This window comes from Stenotrophomonas sp. YJH_SMC_135 (assembly GCF_059372355.1).
This window is the reverse complement of sequence record NZ_JCAFVN010000001.1, coordinates 353,882-373,097: the sequence shown is the minus strand read 5'-3', so window position 1 is coordinate 373,097 and position 19,216 is coordinate 353,882. Positions and strand designations below refer to the sequence as shown.

The following is a 19,216-nucleotide window of genomic DNA, read 5'->3' as shown; positions in this document are numbered from 1 at the left end:
GCCGCCAGAAAAAGCAAACCGCGCCGTGGCGCGGTTTGTGGGGACACCGGGGTCGGATCCGATTCCGACGGAATCGGCTCTGACCCCAGACGCTGTCAACCCGGGGTCAGAGCCCTTCCCTGCGGGAAGGGATCCGACCCCAACCCTTACGCCACGGCGCGCTTGCCGGTGCGGTAGATCAGCCAGCCGACCAGGAACAGCACGGCCAGGCCGATCCACTGTGCGCCCGGCAGGTGGAACGGAACGGCCAGCACGTCGGCGCGACTGCTCACCACGATCGGAATCGCGATGGCGATGCCCATCAGCGCTTCGCCGGTGATCAGGCCGGCGGCGAACAGCACGCCCGGCTTGTGCACGCGGTCGCGGCCTTCTTCGTCATCGGCACGCACCTTGTGGAAGCGCTCGACCAGGTAGGCGATCAGGCCGCCGAGGAAGATCGGCACCATCAGTTCCAGCGGCAGGTAGATGCCGATGGCGGCGGCCAGCACCGGCACGCGGAAGCGGGCGTTGCGCGACTTCAGCCAGCTGTCGAAGGCGATGATGGCGGCACCGACCACGGCACCGATGCCGATGAAGGTCCACGGCAGTTCACCACCGAACAGGCCCTTGGCCACCGAGGCCATCAGGTTGGCCTGCGGCGCGGCCAGCGCGTTCGGGTGCAGCTCCGACTTCACGCCGATGCCGTAGGCAGTGGCCAGCAGGTTCAGCACCGGGGCCATGATCAGCGCGCACGAGAACGCACCGATGCCCAGCATCAGCTGCTGCTTCCACGGGGTGGCACCGACGATGTAACCGGCCTTGAGGTCCTGCAGGTTGTCACCGCCGACCGCTGCAGCACAGCACACCACCGCGCCGATCATGATCGCGGCCACCGCGCCCAGCGGCGCGCCGAAGGCGCCGACCGGCTGCAGGCCATCCTTGCCCAGCAGCACGACCAGCACGGCCGAGGCGAACAGGATGGTGGAGATGGTGATGCCCGAGACCGGGTTGTTGGACGAACCGATCAGGCCGGCCAGGTAGGCCGAGACCGACACGAACAGGAAGCCGGCGACGATCATGATGAGGGTCATCGGGATCGACACGTGCCACTGGCCGACAATGGCCTGGTACAGGGCCAGCAGCGGCAGCACGAACACCACCAGGGCGACCAGCATCCACTTCATCGGCAGGTCGCGCTCGGTGTGCGCCAGCACCGGGCCACCGCTCTTGCGGGCGGCGGCAAAGCCGCTCTTGACGCCGTTGAGCAGCGACTTGCGCAGCGAGATCAGGGTCCAGATGCCACCGATCAGCATCGCACCGACGCCCAGGTAGCGCATCTTCGCGCCCCAGATGGCGAACGCTGCCTCGGTGGACGAGGCAGCGGCAACCGACGCGGCCAGCGCCGGATCGGTGTTCATGAAGAACGCCTGGTAGATCGGAATGGCGATGTGCCAGGTCAGGATCGAGCCGGACACCACCACGATGCCGACGTTGAGGCCGACGATGTAGCCCACGCCCAGCAGTGCCGGCGACAGGTTGGTGCCGATGAAGGCGGTGACCTTGGAACTGCCGACGTAGGCCGAGGTGGCCCAGGCATCGGGAATCAGGCGCATGCCGCTTTCCGCGGCCAGCTTGACGAAGGCACCGATCACCGCCGACAGGCCGAGGATCTTCAGGCCCGGGCCCGGGTTCTCACCGGCCTTGAGCACTTCGGCCGCAGCCTTGCCTTCCGGGAACGGAAGCGGGTCTTCGACAATCATCGAACGGCGCAGCGGCACCGAGAACAGCACGCCCAGCAGGCCACCGAGGCCGGCGATGCCCAGCACCCACCAGTACTTGAAGTCCGGCCAGTAGCCCATGATCACCAGCGCGGGGATGGTGAAGATCACACCGGCGGCGATCGACGAACCGGCCGAGGCGCCGGTCTGCACGATGTTGTTCTCGAGGATGGAGCCACCGCCCAGCAGGCGCAGCACGCCCATGGAAATCACCGCGGCGGGAATGGCGGTGGCGATGGTCAGGCCTGCGAACAGACCGAGGTAGGCGTTTGCGGCCGACAGCACCACCGCCAGCACGATGGCCAGGGCCACTGCGCGGAAGGTGAGCTGCTTGGGCGCAGTGTCGTGGTTCATGGAAGCCCCTGCTGGCAAAAAATCCCTGCCACGCTAGCGTTCAGGGGGCGGCAAGTCCAGTGCGGTTCGGGAGGGTTGCGGCCAGGTCGGCAGTGAGATAGTCGCTTCTGGCCAAACTCGGCCAACGCATCAAGCGCATGGGGCACATCCCGGACGGCTGCCGGGCCTCGCGGTCTCTTGTCCTGCAGGGGCCAGGCCAACCAGTCCTGCAGCATTCCAGCCATCATCGTTTGAAGTGCCTCAACGCCCCGTGCATCGTGTTCATGATCTGAACCGATGACGCTGAGCCGCCCGATGAACAACCCACTGCGGATCCGCCCGATCAAATCACCGGTCGTGGCTCTCGTGACCCTGATCTGCCTGATGCCGCTTTGCGACTACGCATCTGCCTGGAGCCGCATTGGCGAAGTCGAGATCACCGACCACGCCGGCAAACCCTGTTTCGGACTACCCAAGAAAGAGCGCAAGCGTATCGGTAAAACTCCGGAGGTGTTTGGTGTGGAGGTGCATGACGCAATTGCTCCACCGCTGCGGCGGCAATGGTCTTTCTACTTTGCCCATCCCGCATCAATCCCACTTCCACCCGGAGCCTGCGTGGTCTACGGAGAAGTGCCAGTCAACGCCATTTCAAGGCAAGCGGCCATGCCACTGCAGCCCGGACGCCTGTACGACGTTTCGCTGTCGGCCACCAGGACCGGCGCCACGCAATACCACAGCGCCCGATTCTGCTTGAAGGCCAACCCCGACGGGAGCCTGCGAGCGATCCAGGTCCACTACGACGAGGCACTGGGCTGGAGCCCCTCGGTTTGCCTGCCCTGAGCCGACGCGCGCGCTCGTCGGAGCAGCCCAGCACGCGCTGGAAGTACGCAATTGTTATGTTATATCCTGTCACGCCGACCGAACCTCGTACGTGGCCCCTTCCCCCACTAACCGCCTGGCCTCCATCGACCAGCTGCGCGGCACCGTGATGCTGTTGATGCTGCTGGACCACGTGCGTGAGACCTTCTTCCTGCAGCACCAGGTGAGCGACCCGATGGACGCAGCGACGGTCTCCCCTGCGCTGTTCGCCTGCCGTCTGCTGGCCCACCTGTGCGCCCCCGTGTTCGTGCTGCTGACCGGGCTGTCGGCCTGGCTGTACGGCCAGCGCCAGGCGGATCCGCGCGGGGCCACAGCTGCGTTCCTGCTCAAGCGCGGGCTGGTCCTGGTGGTGCTGGAACTGACCCTGGTGAATTTCGCCTGGACCTTCCAGCTGCCGCCGGAAACGCTGTACCTGCAGGTGATCTGGGCCATCGGGCTGAGCATGATCGCACTGGCCGGGCTGCTATGGCTGCCCCGCCCCGTCCTGCTGGCGGTCGCGGTCGCGGTGGTGGCCGGGCACAACCTGTTCGACGGCTTACGGGTGCAAGGCAATGGCCTGCTGGCGCTATTGTGGAAAGTGCTGCACCAGCGCGACTGGATCGAGGCCGGCGCGCTGCGCCTGCGCACCTCCTATCCAGTACTGCCGTGGATCGGGGTGATTGCGCTGGGTTATCTGATGGGGCCCTGGTTCGGCCGCGCGCGCGCGCCGGAGCAGCGCCAGCGCTGGCTGCTGTGGGCAGGCGTCAGCGCGCTGGCCCTGTTCGCGCTGCTGCGGTTCGCCAACCAGTATGGGGATGCTCCCTGGTCGTACCAGACCACTACGCTGCGCACGTGGTTGAGCATCTTCAACGTCACCAAGTACCCGCCGTCATTGCAGTTCCTGTTGCTGACCCTGGGCGTGGGGCTGTTGCTGCTGCGCTTGTACGAATGGCCGCCCCTCGCGCGTGCGCTGCGCCCGCTGTCCGATATCGGCGCCGCGCCGATGTTCTTCTACCTGCTGCACCTGTACGTGCTGAAAGGGCTGTACCTGGCCGCGTTGGCGGCCTGGGGGCCGACCCATGGCGAACTGTATGCCCTGGATTCGGTCAGCGGCCTGCTGCTGGTGGCCTGTGCGCTGGCGGTGGTGCTGTACCCGCCGACGCGGGCCTTCGCGCGGTTCAAAGCGCGAAGGCGCGATCTGCCTTGGTTGCGATACCTGTGAGCGGTGGCCGCCGGGGGAGCGCCATCCCTGCATGGCGTGGATCCACCGGCGGCTGCCTGCCCAGGCCCAGAGGCCTATAATCGCGCCCTTTCCGCTGTCCCCGCCGTCGATGACCGTTGCCGCCTCTGCTTCCGACGACTTCCTGGGCCACCCCAAGGGCGTCTACGTCTGCTTCTTCACTGAAATGTGGGAGCGCTTCTCCTTCTACGGCATGAAGGCGCTGTTGCTGCTGTACCTGACCAAATACCACCTGTTCGGCGACAAGGCCGGCCTGGACCTGCTCGGTGCCTACGGTGGCCTGGTGTACTGCATCCCGGTGTTCGGCGGCATGCTGGCCGACCGCTGGCTGGGCATGCGCCGGGCAGTGCTGTTCGGCGGTATCCTGCTGGTACTCGGCCACCTCGGCATGGCCTTCGAGGGCCACGCCGCGTACCGGGTGAACGGCGAAGTGGTGCGCGACACCTCGGCGCTGGCGGTGACCTACCTGTCGCTGGCGCTGATCATCATGGGCGTCGGCTTCCTGAAGCCGAACATCTCCACCATTGTCGGCAAGCTGTACGCCAAGGACGACCCGCGTCGCGACTCGGGCTTTTCGCTGTTCTACGCCGGCATCAACCTCGGCGCGCTGTTCTCGTCCCTGGTGTGTGGCTTCCTCGGTGAGGCCTACGGCTGGAAGTACGGTTTCGGTGCGGCCGGCATCGGCATGCTGGCCGGCCTGGCGATGTTCCTGTGGGGCCAGAAGTACCTGCAGGGCCATGCCGAACCGCCGCAACCGGCGGCGCTGAAGCAGAAGGTGCTGGGCCTGCCACGCGAATGGCTCATCTATCTGTGCGCGGTGCTCGGCGTGCTGCCGGTGGCATGGCTGATGTGGGCCGCCGGCAACGGCGCGTTCGCGCTGGGCGGTGAAATCAGCCTGGCGCTGATGCTGATGCTGGTGGTGCTGGGCGGCGTGCTGGTCTGGTTCGCCTGGTTCACCGGCACGAAATGCACGCCGGTGCAGCGCCAGCAGATGATCGCGCTGATGGTGCTGATCTTCATGGCGCTGGTGTTCTTCACGATGTACGAGCAGTCCTACGGCTCGTGGGTGACCTTCACCGACCGCCTGCTGACCAAGGACATCGTGCCCTCGCTGGTGATCACCGGCGGCACGCCGCTGCCGTGGTCGATCCTCTCGCTGCTGCTGGCACCGCTCGGCTTCGTGGTCAGCGCGCGCCTGTCGGAACGGCGCCCGGGCTCGGCCGCGCCGCGCACGTTCTTCGCCGCCATCGTCGTACTGATGCTGGTGCTGCTGGTGCGCGACTGCCTGGTGATTCCGCAGACCGCCGGCTCGCTGACCTACCTCGGCGGCCTGTTCCTGGTGCTGCTGGCGCCTGCCTTCGCCGCGCTGTGGACGTGGATGGACCGCCGCGGCTGGGAACCGGGCAAGCCGGTGAAGTCGGCCTGGGGCCTGGTGATCGGCGCGCTGTCGTTCGTGCCGCTGGCGCTGGCCGCACAGCAGGTGGGCGCCACCGGCGAGATGGCCAGCGTGTGGTGGCTGGTGCTGGCCTACTTCCTGCTGGCCAGCGGCGAGATGTGCCTCTCGCCGGTCGGCCTGTCGGCGGTGACCCAGCTGGCCGTGCCGCGGGTGATGAGCCTGATGATGGGCACCTGGTTCCTGGCCACCGCATTCTCGGAAACGCTGGCCGCGCTGTTCGGCAAGCTGGCCGCGATCGAGGTGCCGGAAGGCGAATCGCTGGACATGGTGGCTGCCGCCGGTGCCTACGCGCACCTGTTCTGGCTGCTGATGTGGATCGGCCTGGGTTGCGCGTTGGCGGCCTTCATCGCCGCGCCGCTGCTGAAGAAGATGATGCACGGGGTGAAGTAAGTCCCGGCGTCATTGCCAACCGCCACGCATGGCGTCGGCCATCTGCAGCCGCATGCTCTGGATTTTGTCGCGGGTATCTTCGTCCAGGGCTGAAGGATCGATGTTCTGCACGCGCAGCACGTCCGGCAGGAAGCGGCTGATGTTGGACGGCTTGCCCCACTCGTCGACCACCGGCGTCGGCAGCAGCGTGCGCGCCTGCAAAGCCGCGTGCGCGCCGACGGGCAAGTCCCAACGCTGGGCATGCGCGCTCCAGCCGAGGGTGGTGAAGCCGATCAGGGTGGTACTTCCGACGCTGCCGATGGACGTGCGCAACGCCCCCAACACCTGCCGGTAGTGCTGTTCCAGCGCATCTTTTGGAAGGGATGCGGCCATCTCCGGCACCGCAATGGCATCCAGCGCCGGTACCGTGCATCGAACTTCCATGCGCGCGCGCCGGCCTTCTTCGTCGATGAACTGTGCTCGCACCGGCTGACATTGCAGGGGCGAGACCGCTGCCGCGGCAACATAGGCCTCCACATCACTGCGCAGTGACTCGCGCAGAACGGGCGGTATCCATAGCAGGATCTGGGTGGTCAGCTCCTCCGAGGCCGGTTGTCCAAGGGCCTGTTCGCTGAAGTCTGCGAACAGCGCCTTCTGTGCGACTGCATCCACGGGCCGCACTTCGTCCATGGAGATCGACCGTCTGGCGAGTGTCTCGACCAGCCGCCGATCACCGGACCACGCGCGCCCCTTCCAGAACGAAAGCAGCTGCATGTCACCACCGTCTGCCCGGGGCCAGTGCCGATCACGCGCCATGCCCGCCTGCAGATCGGCAAGCAACTGCCCCGCTATCGGGCGGCGCCCCTGCTTGAGCACGTCTATCGCGGCCAACGCGAGAACCCTGTGAGCCGAAATGTAGGAGGTGATGCATCGGTATTGAACGTCGACAACCGTTGCATGAGCCGGCAGCGGGGTGTCCCCGAAGCGCTCCAACGCATAACCGTGCAGCGGCGCATTCTCCGGCTGTTCCTTGACGCCGTGCGCCATGCAGCGCGAAGCGCCAGCGCTGTTGGCGTCCGCCAGCAGTTTCCGCGCTGCCTGCGCTTCGGACCCCGCTGCTTCCACACCGTACAGCGCGTCAATCCAGCTGTCCGTCAGCCCGGTTGCCAATGCAATCGCGCGGGTCATCATCCTGACCTCGCGCTCAGCGTCCGCGGGCATGTCGACCGCGGCCCCCGTCAACCATCGATGCAGCTGCAACCCCTCCTCGTGGACCGCGCCGGTAGCGAGCAGCGAGCGTGCGACTTCATCGGCCTCGTAGCGTTCCCCCACCTCGGCTTGCACGTCCAGGACCAGCAAGCCGAGACAGGCGAATGCCAGCGTTCCGCACCGGGCAAGCACAGGTGTGCATCGATCAGGGAGGGCCATGGCAACACCGTATCGGGGAAACAAGCATGATCCCCACGCAGCAGGCACATATGCTATGCAACTTGTTTCAAATACGATCTGTGCGGTCATCGCACCTCAGTGCCTGCGGGGGACCACTCCCCCGCAGGCACTGGGCTCAGGGCGCCTTGTCCTTGCCGGCCACGGGCGCGGTCGTCGCGGTCTTGCCCCCCAGGCTGCGCGCCAGGAACGCCAGCAGCTTGTCGTAGTACTCGCTGCGATGCGCCTCGGTGTAGAAGCCGTGGCCTTCGGTCTTGTAGTACAGGCTTTCCACCGGCGTGCCGGCGCGCTTGAGCGCCGCTTCCATGCGCTCGGTATGCTGGATCGGCGCACGCTTGTCTTCGCCACCGGCCGCGAGGAACACCGGCACCTTGATCCGTTCGGCCAGGTTCACCGGCGACACCGCGCCCAGCTTGGCCGGATCACCCAGCCATTCGCGCAGGTAGGTCACGCCTGAGCCGCGGTCCTGGATATCGCCACGGGTGTACATCATCGGCAGGTCGTAGACCCCCACATAGCCGGCCGCGCACTGATACAGCCCGGGTTCGCGGGCCGCCCCCATCATCGCCGAGTAGGCCCCGTAGCTGGCGCCATAGATGCAGATGCGACGAGCATCGGCGATGCCTTCGCTGATTGCCCAGCGGGTGGCATCGGTGACATCGTCCTGCATCGCCGCGCCCCACTGCTGCGCACCGGCCTGGGTGTGGGCCCGGCCGTAATTGCCCGACCCACGGAAGTTGACCTGCAGCACGGCATATCCGGCGGCGGCCAGCATCTGGGTTTCGCGGTCGTACTGGCCGGAATCGAAGATGTCGAACGGACCGCCATGCGGCATCACCACCATCGGCAGGTTGCGGCCGTTGCTGCCGGACGGCAGGGTCAGGAAGCCATGCAACGGCAGCCCGTCCCGCGCCTTCAGTGCAATCGGCTTCACGCTGGCACTGCGGTCCACGTCAATCCAGTCGCTGCGGCTGATCAGGTGGTCAGCCTTGCGCGCCACCGTGTCGTAGACGTAGAAATCGCCCGGGTTCGAGCCCGACCAGGTTTCCACCAGCACGACACGGCCATCGCGGGTGCTGGAGGTGATGTAGACCGGCCCTCCGAAGGCGGCTTCCAGGCTGCGGTACAGGCGCGCCTCCGGCGACTTCTCGTCGAAGAACCGGGTACGCGGCGTATCGCCCAGATAGAGCGCGCCCACCGGCACGTGGGTGCCGGGCCGATGGATGATGCGATACGGATTGACCACCTCGTCGCGCAGCAGCGTGGCACGCTCGCCGGTCTGCGGGTTCCAGCTGACGATCGCGTCCGGGCCCTGGGTCTGCTCGACGTTGAGGTAGGCCAGGCTGTCATCGGCCGAGAAGCCGAGGGCGGTTTCGATGCGCTTGCTGACGGCCTCGTCGTTGATCAGCTTCCAGCTGTCGCCACTGCGTTCGCGGAAGTACAGCTTGTTGATGTTGTCGCTGCCCGAGCCATGCACGAAGCGCACTTCGCCGGCGCCGTCGGTGGTGAACTCGCCGCGCCGTACCGGCGAGGACGCCACCCGCGAGCGACGACCCGTAGTCACATCCATGCGATCTACGCGGGTGTACGGATCCTCGGCCAGCGGCCATACGGTCACCAGCACGTTGCGCTCGTCGCCCGGCAGGTCGTCGGCCAGGAAGGCGGCCACTGCTTCGACCTTCTTCGGCTGGATGCGGGTCCCCGGGCCCTTGCTTTCGACGCGATAGCCGACCAGCAGTTCGCCGCGGTTGCCGTTGGCGTCGATGGCATAGAGTTCGCCGGTGGGATTGGGTTGGTCGAGCGAGCCCCACTTCTGGGCCAGGCCGATCAACAGGCGCTCGTTGCTGACCCAATCGAATTCCTGCGCGTGGTTGCGGCTGGGCGGCCAGAAACTGCCGACCACCTCCTTGTCCTTCAGGCGCAGGATCGCGATCGCGGTGCTGTCTTCCCTCGGCACCGTTGCCGCTACGTACTCGCCCCCCGGCGAGATCTTGATGTCGGTGAAGGTCTCCCGCCGCAGGTACTGCGTCAGCTCCACCGCCCCCGCGCTGCCTGTGGCAACGCCCCCGATGACGGCCAGTGCGGCCGCCAGAATCGTCCTGTGCATCCTTCCCCTGCTCCTGTGGACACCTTGTCCTGGTCTCCGATTCTAGGCAGGGCAATGGGTTTCCCGCCAGAGCCGGAAAAGACGACGGCACCGTTGCCGGTGCCGTCGTTGCCACTACCTTGGAGAGAGAGTCAGGACGTGGGTTCGGGGGGCGTGCGCCGGGTCAGTGGACCCCGCGCACCGCCAACATGAGGGCCAGGATGCTGAGGATCACGGCGATGGTGCCGTCGAGCACGCGCCAGGTGCTGGGCTTGGTGAACAGCGGCGCCAGCAGGCGTGCGCCAAGGCCCTGCGCGGTCAGCCACAGGCAGCTGGCCGTGACCACGCCCGCAGCGAAGGCCATGCGGGCATTGCCGAAGTTCTCGGCGATGGAGCCGATCACCATCATGTCCAGCCAGAAGTGCGGGTTGATCAGCGAGAAGCCGACCGCGGCCATCAGCACCGCGCGGCGGCTGCCGTCGTCGCTGTCGGCCTCGCCCATGCCACCGCCGCCGGCGATCGCACGGCGTGCCGACTTCATCGCATACCAGGCCAGGAACGCGACACCGGTCCACAGCACGGCGGTGGTCAGCCACGGCAGCGCTGAAGTGAGCGTGCGCAGGCCGGCCACGCTGGCAAAGATGAAGATGGCATCGATGGCCGCGCAGGTGGCGACCACCGGCACGATGTGCTTGCGCAGGATGCCCTGGCGCAGAATGAAGGCGCTCTGGGCCCCGACCACGGCGAACAGGCCGATGCCGGTGGCTGCACCAGAGAACCAGGCACCGAGGCCGGTGCTGGCGGAGATGACCGAGAACATGGGATTCACTGCCTTGTATTGCTTGGGGGACGGTGCCTCGCGAAGGCGGACAGCACCGGAACGGGCGCCATTGTCGCGCCGCAACATGGAAAAGACGAGCTAAACTTCCTAAACCAACATTAGCGGAGCTTAATTCGATGCGCATCGATCACGCCCAGCTGCGCGCCCTGGCCGCGGTGATCCGCGAAGGCAGCTTCGACCGCGCCGCGCAATCGCTGAATGTCACGCCCTCGGCCATCTCGCAGCGGGTCAAGGCACTGGAGGACCGGATCGGCCGCCTGCTGGTCAAGCGTGGCACCCCGGCCACCGCGACCGCCGAGGGCCAGCTGCTGGTGCAGCTGGCCGAGCAGACCGCCCTGCTGGAACACGATGCGCTGCACCGCATGGGCCTGGCGGATGAGGACCTGCCCCAGGCCAGCATCCCGGTGGCGGTGAACCACGACAGCCTGGAAACCTGGTTTCCGCAGGCCGCGGCGCAGTTCGCGCAGGGCACCGGGACCACCCTGGACCTGCGCGTGGAGGACCAGGACCACACCGTCGAACTGCTGCGCCAGGGCACGGTGCTGGGTGCGGTGACCACGCTGGACGAGCCGGTGCAGGGCTGCCAGATCCACGCGCTGGGCAGCATCCGCTATGCAGCGACCTGTACTCCTGAATTCCGCGAACGCCACTTCGCCAAGGGCGTGACCGCGCAGGCACTGGCGCAGGCACCGGTACTGGTGTTCAACCGCAAGGACGAAATGCAGTCGCGCTTCGCCCGGCGCATGGCCGGCGATGACCTGCCCAGCACCGCACCGACCTGGTGGATTCCCTCCACCCGCGCCTTTGTGCAGGCCAACCTGGGCGGCATGGGCTGGACGATGAATCCGCTGCCGCTGGTCAAGCGGCACCTGGACGCCGGCCGCCTGGTCTACGTACGCCAGCGCGCGTGGGAAGACGTGCCGCTGTACTGGCAGCACTGGAAGGGCGACGTGCAGACCATGGCCCTGCTGACCCGCGCCGTGCTGGATGCATCCTCGGCATTGATCCGGCGCAAGCGCTGACGCACAGCGCAAAAAGGGGACGGAGGGGATTAAGTCGTTTAAGGCCAATACGACATCCAAGGCAAATACGGCTTAATCCCCTCCGTCCCCTTTTTCGGGGCTCCATCGGATCTCCATCAAGCCTACACACCGGGTCCATGCGCGATGCGGATACTGGCGGGCCGACCATTACAAGGATGTCCGGCATGCCCGTGTACCTGCGCGATGCCCGCCCCGAGGATGCCGCTGCCTGCATCGACCTGCGTGGGCGCACCCGCGAGAACGCCTTCAGCGCCGAGCAGCTGGCCCAGCTGGGCATCACTGTGGACAGCTGGGCGGCCGGCATCGCCCAGGGCGATTCGATCGGCCGCGTCGCCTGGGAGGGCGAGCGCATGGCCGGCTACTGCTTCGCCGACCGCGACAGCGGCGAGGTGCTGGTGCTGGCCCTGCTGCCGGACTACGAGGGCCGCGGCATCGGCCGCCAGCTGCTGCAGGAAGTGGTCAGCCTGACCCGCGATGCCGGCCACCGGCGGCTGTTCCTGGCCTGCTCGGCCGACCCGCGTTCGCGCTCGCACGGCTTCTACCGCCGCCTGGGCTGGCGCCCGACCGGCGGGGTCGATGAGGCTGGCGACGAGATCCTTGAGCTGGTCTGATCCCACCGTCGCCGGGCATCGCCTGCCGCCCATGTGGCAGCACCGCGAAACGTCGGATGCTGCGTTGCATCAAAAAAGGACCGGATCCGGTTAGAATCACCGGTGGATGATGCAAGGCGTTGTTTCTTCACGCCCTTTCCCTGCCCCACGCGCATCCTGACCCCTTCCCCTCCGCCAACGATCCCGCCCCCATGAAGAAATTTGGCAAGGCTCTTCTCGCCCTGCTCGTGCTGCTGTTGCTGGCCGCCGCGCTGTTCCTGTACTGGCCGCTGACCCAGCGCTCGGTGCCCGCCGCCAGCAACGACAAGCCCGTCGATGTTGTGCTGGTCGGCGCCGGCATCATGAGCATCACCCTGGCCACCTACCTGCAGGAACTGCAGCCGGACTGGAACATCCAGGTCTACGAACGCCTCGACGGCGTCGCCGGTGAAAGCTCCGATGGCTGGAACAACGCCGGCACCGGCCACTCGGCGTTCGCCGAACTGAACTACACCCCGGAACTGCCCGACGGCAGCATCGAGACCAAGCGCGCGGTCGGCATCGCCGAATCGTTCGAGGTCTCGCGCCAGTTCTGGTCGCACCAGGTGAAGGAGGGCCGGCTGAGCCAGCCCAGCGACTTCATCAACCCGACCCCGCACATGAGCTTCGTCTGGGGCGATGACAACATCGCCTACCTGCACAAGCGCCAGCAGGCCCTGGTCAAGAACCCGCTGTTCTACGGCATGCAGTACTCCGAGGATCCGGCCCAGATCAAGCAGTGGGCCCCGCTGCTGATGGAAGGCCGTGACCCGAAGCAGAAGGTTGCCGCAACCTGGATGCCGCTGGGCACCGACGTCAACTTCGGCGTGATCACCCGCCAGCTGACCGCCGGCCTGCAGCGCAGCCCGAACTTCAGCCTGCACCTGAACCATGAAGTGAGCGCGCTGCGGCAGAACGCCGACAAGAGCTGGAACGTGACGGTGAAGGACCTCAAGGCCGGCACCGAATCCACCACCCACGCCCGCTTCGTGTTCATCGGTGCCGGTGGCGCCGCACTGAAGCTGCTGCAGATGTCGGGCATTCCGGAATCGAAGGACTACGCCGGCTTCCCGGTCGGCGGCCAGTTCCTCGCCTTCCAGGGCCAGGACGTGACCTCGCGCCATGGGGTGAAGGCTTACGGCATGGCCGAGACCGGCTCGCCGCCGATGTCGGTGCCGCACCTGGATGCGCGCAAGCTGGACGGCAAGCCGGTGGTCCTGTTCGGGCCGTTCGCGCTGTACAGCACCAAGTTCCTCAAGCACGGCTCGTGGTGGGACCTGTATTCCTCGGTCACCCACAACAACGTTGGCCCGATGCTGGAAGTGGGCAAGGACAACCTGGACCTGGTGCAGTACCTGATGGGACAGGCGCGCCTGAACGATGCCGACCGCCAGGCCGAACTGGTCAAGTACTTCCCCAATGCCAAGCCGGGTGACTGGAAGCTGGTCACCGCCGGCCAGCGCGTGCAGATCATCAAGCGCGATCCGCTGAAGGGCCCGGTGCTGCAGTTCGGTACCGAGATCGTGACCGACAAGGACCACACCCTCGCCGCCCTGCTCGGCGCATCGCCGGGCGCGTCGACCTCGCCGCCGATCATGCTTGACCTGATGGCCAAGGCCTTCCCGGAGCAGATGAAGGCCGGCTGGGAAACCCGCCTGCGCGAGATCGTGCCGTCGTACGGGCGCAAGCTCAACGACAGCGCCGCGCTGGTCAACGAGATCCGCACGCTGACCAGCCAGACCCTGCAGCTGCCCTACCTGGAGGTGCCGGTGGACGCGAACGCGGCATCGCCCGCTCCGGCGGCGGTTCCGGCGCCGGCCAAGGAAAAGCGCAACGCCAACGAGGAACTGCAGGCGCTGTAAGCCCGCAGGTTCCTTTCGATGCAGACGGACGGCCACCTTCGGGTGGCCGTTTGCGTTTGTGCAGGCTACGCCTGTAGAGCCGAGCCCATGCTCGGCTCCGGCAAAAACAGCCGAGCATGGCTCGGCTCTACAGAAAGCGATGCCCCGTGCCGGGAACCCTGCGCACAATGACGCGAATTGTAATGTTGTTAAGAATTATTTACATTTTCGTCCTGCGCAGTGACCGCGCCTCGCCCCAGACGGACCTGACCGTGCCCGAAGCCGCCGCCCCGGGTGCTGGACGACTGTTGCCGCCCCTCCCCGCCTCCACGCTTCGAGCCCACCATGTGCCTGACCTTCGATAACCGCCTGCCCCGCCGCGCGCTGCTGCCGGCCGCCCTGCTTTCGTCGTTGACCCTGCTGGCCACGCCCAGCGCGTTCGCCGCCACTGATGGCGCAGCCGACGCCAAGACCCTGGACCGGGTCAGCGTGCGTGCCGAACAGTCGGCGCCGCCGGCCAGTACCACGCGCCTGCCGATCACCCTGCAGGAAACCCCGCAGTCGGCCACCGCGATCAGCCTGCAGCGCCTGCAGGACGAATCGCTGTTCAGCATCAATGACGTGATGCGCAACGTGACCGGCGTCAGCGTGTCCTTCTATGACACGCAACGCCCGCTGTACTACGCGCGCGGCTTCGCCATCACCGACTTCCAGGTCGACGGCATTCCCACCTACAGCGGCTCGACCAACCAGGAGTACGACACCGCTTTCTACGACCGCATCGAAGTGATCCGCGGTGCCAACGGCCTGCTCAGCGGCGCCGGCGTGCCGTCGGCCACGGTCAACCTGCTGCGCAAGCGCCCCGGCAAGGAATTCGACGCGTCGTTCGCGGTCAGCGCCGGTAGCTGGGACTACCGCCGCATGGAAGCCGACGTAACCGCGCCGCTGACCGCCGACGGCCGCTTCCGCAGCCGCGTGGTCGCCGCCTACACCGATCGTGGCCTGTATTACGACCGCTACAAGGAAAACAAGATGGCCGGCATGGCGGTGCTGGAAGGCGATGTCACCGACAGCACCACGGTTACCGTCGGCTACCAGACCCAGGACAACAACCCGACCGGTTCGACCTGGGGCACCGTGGCGTTCTTCGACAACCAGGGCAACTTCGCCCATCTGGCGCGCTCGACCAACCTGTCGCCGAAGTGGAGCTACTGGAAGCGCGAAAGCAATACCGCCTTCGCCAACCTGGAACAGCGTTTCGGCGACCACTGGCTGCTGAAGATCAACACCGCCTACACCCGCGGCAACGTGCAGAACGTGCGCCTGTACGGCACCGGCAACCCGGACCCGGTGACCGGCGCGGGCATCTACCTGCGCGCGGCCGCCGGTGATTCGAAGGACACCCGCCGCAATGTCGATGCCTACCTGACCGGCAGCTTCCCGCTGTTCGGCCGCGACCACGACCTCACCGTCGGCGCGCAGTGGTCGGACCTGGAAGGCACCACCAATACCGTGGCGCTGAACTTCCCGGGCGATTGGGCGACCTGCGGGCGTGAGCGCTGCTACTACATCCCCAACGTGTTCAACTGGAACGGCGACATCTCCGAAGTGACCTACACCCGCACCGGCGCACGCCGCGTGGCCAAGACCACGCAGAGTGGCGTCTACCTGGCCACCCGCCTGCGCCTGGCCGAGCCGCTGTCGCTGATTGCCGGTGCGCGCCTGAGCCGCTGGGAAACGCTCAGCCGCTCGTACAACGCTGCCGGCGCCTATACCGGCACCAGCGGTGCATACAAGGTGAGCGATGAGGTCACTCCGTACGTGGGCCTGGTCTACGAGATCACCCCGAACGTGTCGGCCTATGCCAGCTACACCGAGATCTTCAATCCGCAGAACTACAAGGACCGCAACGAGAACCTGCTGGCACCGGTGCAGGGCTCGAACCTGGAAGCGGGCATCAAGACGCAGTGGTTCGATGGCCGCCTGACCGCCAATGCGGCGGTGTTCGAGGCCAAGCAGGACAACTACGCGGTGCGTGACATGAGCGTGCCGGAAGGTACGCTGAGCGACGGAAGCTCGGCCTATATCGGCATCAACGGCACCAAGGCGCGCGGCTGGGAGATGGACGTCAACGGCGAGATCCTGCCGGGCTGGACGGTCAATGCCGGCTACACCCGCGTCAAGGTGACCCGCGCCGCCACCGACCTGCTGTACGCCAATCCGCCCAAGGACCTGCTGCAGCTCAACACCCAGCTGCAGCTGCGCGGCGCGCTGGAGCGACTGAGCATCGGCGGTGGCCTGCAGTGGCAGAGCCGGGTGCAGGGCTACAACATCGCCTACCCGCTCGGCGGCACGGTGACGGTGAACCAGCCGGCGTATTCGCTGGTGCAGTTCAACGCCAACTACCGCATCAGCGACAACTGGACCGCGACGCTGAGCGTACGCAACGCGCTGGACAAGACCTACTGGGCCAACCTGGACTACAACAACTTCGGCGAGCCGCGCTTCGTGTCGGCCAGCCTGCGCTGGAAATTCTGAGGCAGGCGGGGTTGCCGGGCTATGCCCGGCACCTTGTAGCGTCGAGCCATGCTCGACGCTACAGGGACCTCAATCGCCGCAGCTGCCGCCGTCCCCCCCACCACCATCACTGCTGCAGTCGGAGCTGCTGTAGCTGTGATGGCTGTGGCTGTCACCGGAATAGCCAACGGAGGTGTCATGGCTTGCACCGCCATCCCCGCGGCTGCCTGAGCCATCGGCCGTGGCCACTGCCAGGCACAGGATGGCGCCGATCAGCGGCAGCAGCCAGACCAGCAGCAGCTGCACCGCGCGGCCACCCGCCGACAGGCCATCACGCCTGACGATCACCACGGTAGCCGCCACGTTCAGGCCCAGCACCAGCAGGACCAGCAGAAGGGCAACGATCAACATTCGGCGGCTCCATGCCTGGACTGGAGGGCATTATGGGCCTGCCAGCCCGGCAATGGCCCTGCCCGTCATGAAGATGGGACAATGCAGGGCGCGCCGGCCTGCTTCCGGGCCGCCGGCGCCCCCCGCACCACACGGAAGAAGAAGAACAACAACATGCTGAAAGTCATTTTCGATACCGACCCGGGCGTCGACGACGCCCTGGCCCTGCTGTACCTGCACAAGCACGCCCAGATTGACCTGATCGGCGTCACCACCACCTTCGGCAATGCCTCGGTGAAGTCGACCACGCACAACGCGCTGTACCTGAAGCAGGCCTGGGGCTTCGCCGCCCCGGTCGCGCGCGGTGCCGGTGGCCCGCTGCAGCCGGAAGCCACCCCGGAAGCCTGGCCGGTGCACATCCACGGCCACAACGGCCTGGGCAACCACCCGGTGCCGACCGAACTGGACGTGGCCGCCGACGCGCGCCCCGCTCACCAGCTGATCATCGACCTGGTCCGCGCCCATCCGGGCGAAGTGACCCTGGTCGCGGTCGGCCGCATGACCAACCTCGCGCTGGCCTTGCAGCAGGCCCCGGACATCGCCGGCCTGGTGCGCGGCGTGGTGATCATGGGCGGCGCGTTCCACGTCAACGGCAACATCACCCCGGCCGCCGAGGCCAACATCTGGGGTGATGCCGAAGCGGCCGACGTGGTGTTCACCGCCAGCTGGCCGGTCACCGCCATCGGCTTGGACGTGACCACCCGCGTGGAAATGGACCGTGACGGTCTGGACAAGCTGGCCGCCATCGGCGGTGCCGATGCCGAACTGGTGCGTGCGCTGTCGCAGGATTACGTGGACTTCTACCTGCAGGCCGGCCACAAGGGCATGGTCGTGCACGACTGCTGCGCCTGCATCGCGCTGACCCGTCCGGAGCTGTTCCAGTTCGAGCGCGCCAGCGTGCGCGTGGCCACCGACGGTGTTGCCCGCGGCATGACCATCCCCAAGCCGGAAGGCCTGGCGTTCGGCCCCAGCGTGTGGGACGGCCACGTGGTGCAGTCGATTGCCATCGGCGTGGATGCGGCTGCAGTACTGGCCGACATCGAGCAGACCCTGAAGGTCTGACCGGCTAGCGCCTGGCCCTGCCCGGGACCGTCTCGGGCAGGGTCCACAGCACCGGCAGCACCAGCACCGCCACCAGCGCGATCATCGCGCCTGGCGCTGCTGCCCACCCGCTGCGTTCCACCCACCATTGCGCCAGCCATGGCGTTGCCCCGCCGAAGAAGGCCGTGGCCATGGTCACCCCCAGTGCCAGCCCACTGACCCGCCCTTCGCCGGGGAACTGCTCGGCCGTGGCCGGGGCCGCGACCGCGCTCACGCCGCCGGCCACGCAGGCCAGCAGCACCGCCGCCAGCGCAATGCCCAGCGGCGTCGCCTGCGCCATCCACGCGAACAAGGACAGCGGCAGCAGCGCTGCCAGCACGGTCAGGCCCAGCAGCACCGGCCGTCGTCCGACACGGTCGGACAATGCGCCGCACAGGGGCGTGATCGCGATCACCGCCACGGCCGCAATCGTCGACAGCCACAGCGCATCGCCCTCATCGTGGCCCCGCGCATGCAGGAATGCGGGCACATAGGTGATGCCCACGTAGTAGGTGATCGATCCCAGCGCCGAGATCGCGAAGGTGCGCGCCACCGCCAGCGGGTGGTTGCGCAGGACATGGCGAAGCGGCGTGGCCGGAATGCTGCCTTCACGGCGCTGGCGTTCGAACTCAGGCGATTCGTGCATGCCCGAGCGCGCGACCAGGATCACCAGTGCCAGCGCCGCGCCGACGAAGAACGGAATACGCCAGCCCCAGCTGTCCAGCTGCGCGGGCGCGAGCAGCGCCACGGTGACCGCCGAGATCGCTACCGCCAGCAGTGCGCCTACTTCACTGGCGGCCGAGGCCAGCGAGGTCACCAGGCCACGCCGCCGCGCCGGTGCGCTTTCCAGCAGATATGCCACCACGCCGGTGTACTCACCGCCCACCGAAAACGCCATCACGCAGCGCAATACCAGCAGCAGCACGCCCGCCGTGGTACCTGCGGTGGCCGCGGTCGGCAGCAACGCAGTGGCCAGCATCGCCGCCGCCATCAACGCCATCGAAGCCAGCAGCATCCAGCGCCGGCCCAGGCGGTCGCCCAGGTGGCCGAAGCACAGCGCGCCCAGCGGGCGCATCAGGTAGGACACCGCGAAGCCTGCCAGCGTGACCAGCAGCGCCTGTTCGCCGCCGCCGAAGAACACCCGCGACAGCACCGTGGCGAAATACAGGTACAGGGTGAAGTCGTACCACTCCACTACCGTGGACAGGCCCGCCACCCACATCGAGCGCTGCCGCGCCGCGGTCATTGCGTGTTCGCCTTCAACAGCCTC

Annotated in this window: 14 protein-coding genes; 8 read left to right on the top strand and 6 right to left on the bottom strand. The window is 67.0% G+C overall.

Annotated features, from left to right (window positions below):
* Window positions 1-146 precede the first annotated feature (146 nt).
* The gene (locus AC5P98_RS01935; protein WP_049406416.1) at window positions 147-2,111 is read right to left on the bottom strand and encodes an OPT family oligopeptide transporter; all 1,965 of its coding nucleotides are present in this window, start codon (window positions 2,109-2,111) and stop codon (window positions 147-149) included.
* 276 nt (window positions 2,112-2,387) lie between these two features.
* On the opposite strand from AC5P98_RS01935, the gene AC5P98_RS01930 reads away from it, so the two are divergent.
* From AC5P98_RS01930 to AC5P98_RS01920, 3 genes are all read left to right on the top strand, one after another.
* A complete protein-coding gene (locus AC5P98_RS01930) occupies window positions 2,388-2,930 on the top strand; it encodes a hypothetical protein (protein WP_234413132.1) in 543 nt (180 codons plus the stop codon).
* Between the two features lie 91 nt (window positions 2,931-3,021).
* On the top strand, window positions 3,022-4,170 hold the full coding sequence (locus AC5P98_RS01925; protein ID WP_049406414.1) for an acetyltransferase domain-containing protein: 1,149 nt from the start codon (window positions 3,022-3,024) through the stop codon (window positions 4,168-4,170).
* A gap of 109 nt (window positions 4,171-4,279) precedes the next feature.
* Window positions 4,280-6,034 carry a peptide MFS transporter gene (locus AC5P98_RS01920; protein WP_014646346.1) on the top strand — a complete coding sequence of 585 codons (1,755 nt, stop codon included), beginning with the start codon at window positions 4,280-4,282 and terminating at the stop codon, window positions 6,032-6,034.
* 9 nt (window positions 6,035-6,043) lie between these two features.
* Here the strand turns inward: AC5P98_RS01920 and AC5P98_RS01915 are convergent, their stop codons facing one another.
* From AC5P98_RS01915 to AC5P98_RS01905, 3 genes are all read right to left on the bottom strand, one after another.
* Window positions 6,044-7,441 (bottom strand): hypothetical protein, encoded by a 1,398-nt coding sequence (locus AC5P98_RS01915; RefSeq protein WP_141098903.1) that lies wholly within the window; start codon window positions 7,439-7,441, stop codon window positions 6,044-6,046.
* A 136-nt stretch (window positions 7,442-7,577) separates the two neighbouring features.
* Complete coding sequence (locus AC5P98_RS01910; RefSeq protein ID WP_049406410.1) at window positions 7,578-9,566, bottom strand: alpha/beta hydrolase family protein; 1,989 nt, start codon at window positions 9,564-9,566, stop codon at window positions 7,578-7,580.
* 163 nt (window positions 9,567-9,729) lie between these two features.
* On the bottom strand, window positions 9,730-10,365 hold the full coding sequence (locus tag AC5P98_RS01905; protein WP_005415673.1) for a LysE/ArgO family amino acid transporter: 636 nt from the start codon (window positions 10,363-10,365) through the stop codon (window positions 9,730-9,732).
* Between the two features lie 137 nt (window positions 10,366-10,502).
* On the opposite strand from AC5P98_RS01905, the gene AC5P98_RS01900 reads away from it, so the two are divergent.
* From AC5P98_RS01900 to AC5P98_RS01885, 4 genes are all read left to right on the top strand, one after another.
* Window positions 10,503-11,408 carry a LysR family transcriptional regulator ArgP gene (locus AC5P98_RS01900; protein WP_049406408.1) on the top strand — a complete coding sequence of 302 codons (906 nt, stop codon included), beginning with the start codon at window positions 10,503-10,505 and terminating at the stop codon, window positions 11,406-11,408.
* Between the two features lie 185 nt (window positions 11,409-11,593).
* Complete coding sequence (locus AC5P98_RS01895) at window positions 11,594-12,040, top strand: GNAT family N-acetyltransferase (protein ID WP_014646343.1); 447 nt, start codon at window positions 11,594-11,596, stop codon at window positions 12,038-12,040.
* A gap of 191 nt (window positions 12,041-12,231) precedes the next feature.
* Window positions 12,232-13,920, top strand: coding sequence for a malate dehydrogenase (quinone) (mqo, locus tag AC5P98_RS01890; protein ID WP_046429482.1), 1,689 nt, complete (start codon window positions 12,232-12,234; stop codon window positions 13,918-13,920).
* Window positions 13,921-14,244: 324 nt separating this feature from the next.
* A complete protein-coding gene (locus AC5P98_RS01885; protein ID WP_049406405.1) occupies window positions 14,245-16,437 on the top strand; it encodes a TonB-dependent siderophore receptor in 2,193 nt (730 codons plus the stop codon).
* A gap of 69 nt (window positions 16,438-16,506) precedes the next feature.
* Here the strand turns inward: AC5P98_RS01885 and AC5P98_RS01880 are convergent, their stop codons facing one another.
* Window positions 16,507-16,827 (bottom strand): hypothetical protein, encoded by a 321-nt coding sequence (locus tag AC5P98_RS01880; RefSeq protein WP_049406402.1) that lies wholly within the window; start codon window positions 16,825-16,827, stop codon window positions 16,507-16,509.
* A 153-nt stretch (window positions 16,828-16,980) separates the two neighbouring features.
* Here AC5P98_RS01880 and AC5P98_RS01875 point away from each other — a divergent pair, with 153 nt between their 5' ends.
* Window positions 16,981-17,928, top strand: coding sequence for a nucleoside hydrolase (locus AC5P98_RS01875; protein ID WP_049406428.1), 948 nt, complete (start codon window positions 16,981-16,983; stop codon window positions 17,926-17,928).
* Window positions 17,929-17,932: 4 nt separating this feature from the next.
* On the opposite strand, the gene AC5P98_RS01870 is transcribed toward AC5P98_RS01875, so the two are convergent.
* Window positions 17,933-19,192 (bottom strand): MFS transporter, encoded by a 1,260-nt coding sequence (locus AC5P98_RS01870; protein WP_049406400.1) that lies wholly within the window; start codon window positions 19,190-19,192, stop codon window positions 17,933-17,935.
* Window positions 19,193-19,216 lie beyond the last annotated feature (24 nt).

Coding starts and splice junctions, on each gene's coding strand:
- AC5P98_RS01935 (WP_049406416.1), bottom strand. CDS start 2,111: ATGAACCACGACACTGCGCCCAAGCAGCTCACCTTCCGCGCAGTGGCC.
- AC5P98_RS01930 (WP_234413132.1), top strand. CDS start 2,388: ATGACGCTGAGCCGCCCGATGAACAACCCACTGCGGATCCGCCCGATC.
- AC5P98_RS01920 (WP_014646346.1), top strand. CDS start 4,280: ATGACCGTTGCCGCCTCTGCTTCCGACGACTTCCTGGGCCACCCCAAG.
- AC5P98_RS01915 (WP_141098903.1), bottom strand. CDS start 7,441: ATGGCCCTCCCTGATCGATGCACACCTGTGCTTGCCCGGTGCGGAACG.
- AC5P98_RS01910 (WP_049406410.1), bottom strand. CDS start 9,566: ATGCACAGGACGATTCTGGCGGCCGCACTGGCCGTCATCGGGGGCGTT.
- AC5P98_RS01905 (WP_005415673.1), bottom strand. CDS start 10,365: ATGTTCTCGGTCATCTCCGCCAGCACCGGCCTCGGTGCCTGGTTCTCT.
- AC5P98_RS01900 (WP_049406408.1), top strand. CDS start 10,503: ATGCGCATCGATCACGCCCAGCTGCGCGCCCTGGCCGCGGTGATCCGC.
- AC5P98_RS01895 (WP_014646343.1), top strand. CDS start 11,594: ATGCCCGTGTACCTGCGCGATGCCCGCCCCGAGGATGCCGCTGCCTGC.
- mqo (WP_046429482.1), top strand. CDS start 12,232: ATGAAGAAATTTGGCAAGGCTCTTCTCGCCCTGCTCGTGCTGCTGTTG.
- AC5P98_RS01885 (WP_049406405.1), top strand. CDS start 14,245: ATGTGCCTGACCTTCGATAACCGCCTGCCCCGCCGCGCGCTGCTGCCG.
- AC5P98_RS01880 (WP_049406402.1), bottom strand. CDS start 16,827: ATGTTGATCGTTGCCCTTCTGCTGGTCCTGCTGGTGCTGGGCCTGAAC.
- AC5P98_RS01875 (WP_049406428.1), top strand. CDS start 16,981: ATGCTGAAAGTCATTTTCGATACCGACCCGGGCGTCGACGACGCCCTG.
- AC5P98_RS01870 (WP_049406400.1), bottom strand. CDS start 19,192: ATGACCGCGGCGCGGCAGCGCTCGATGTGGGTGGCGGGCCTGTCCACG.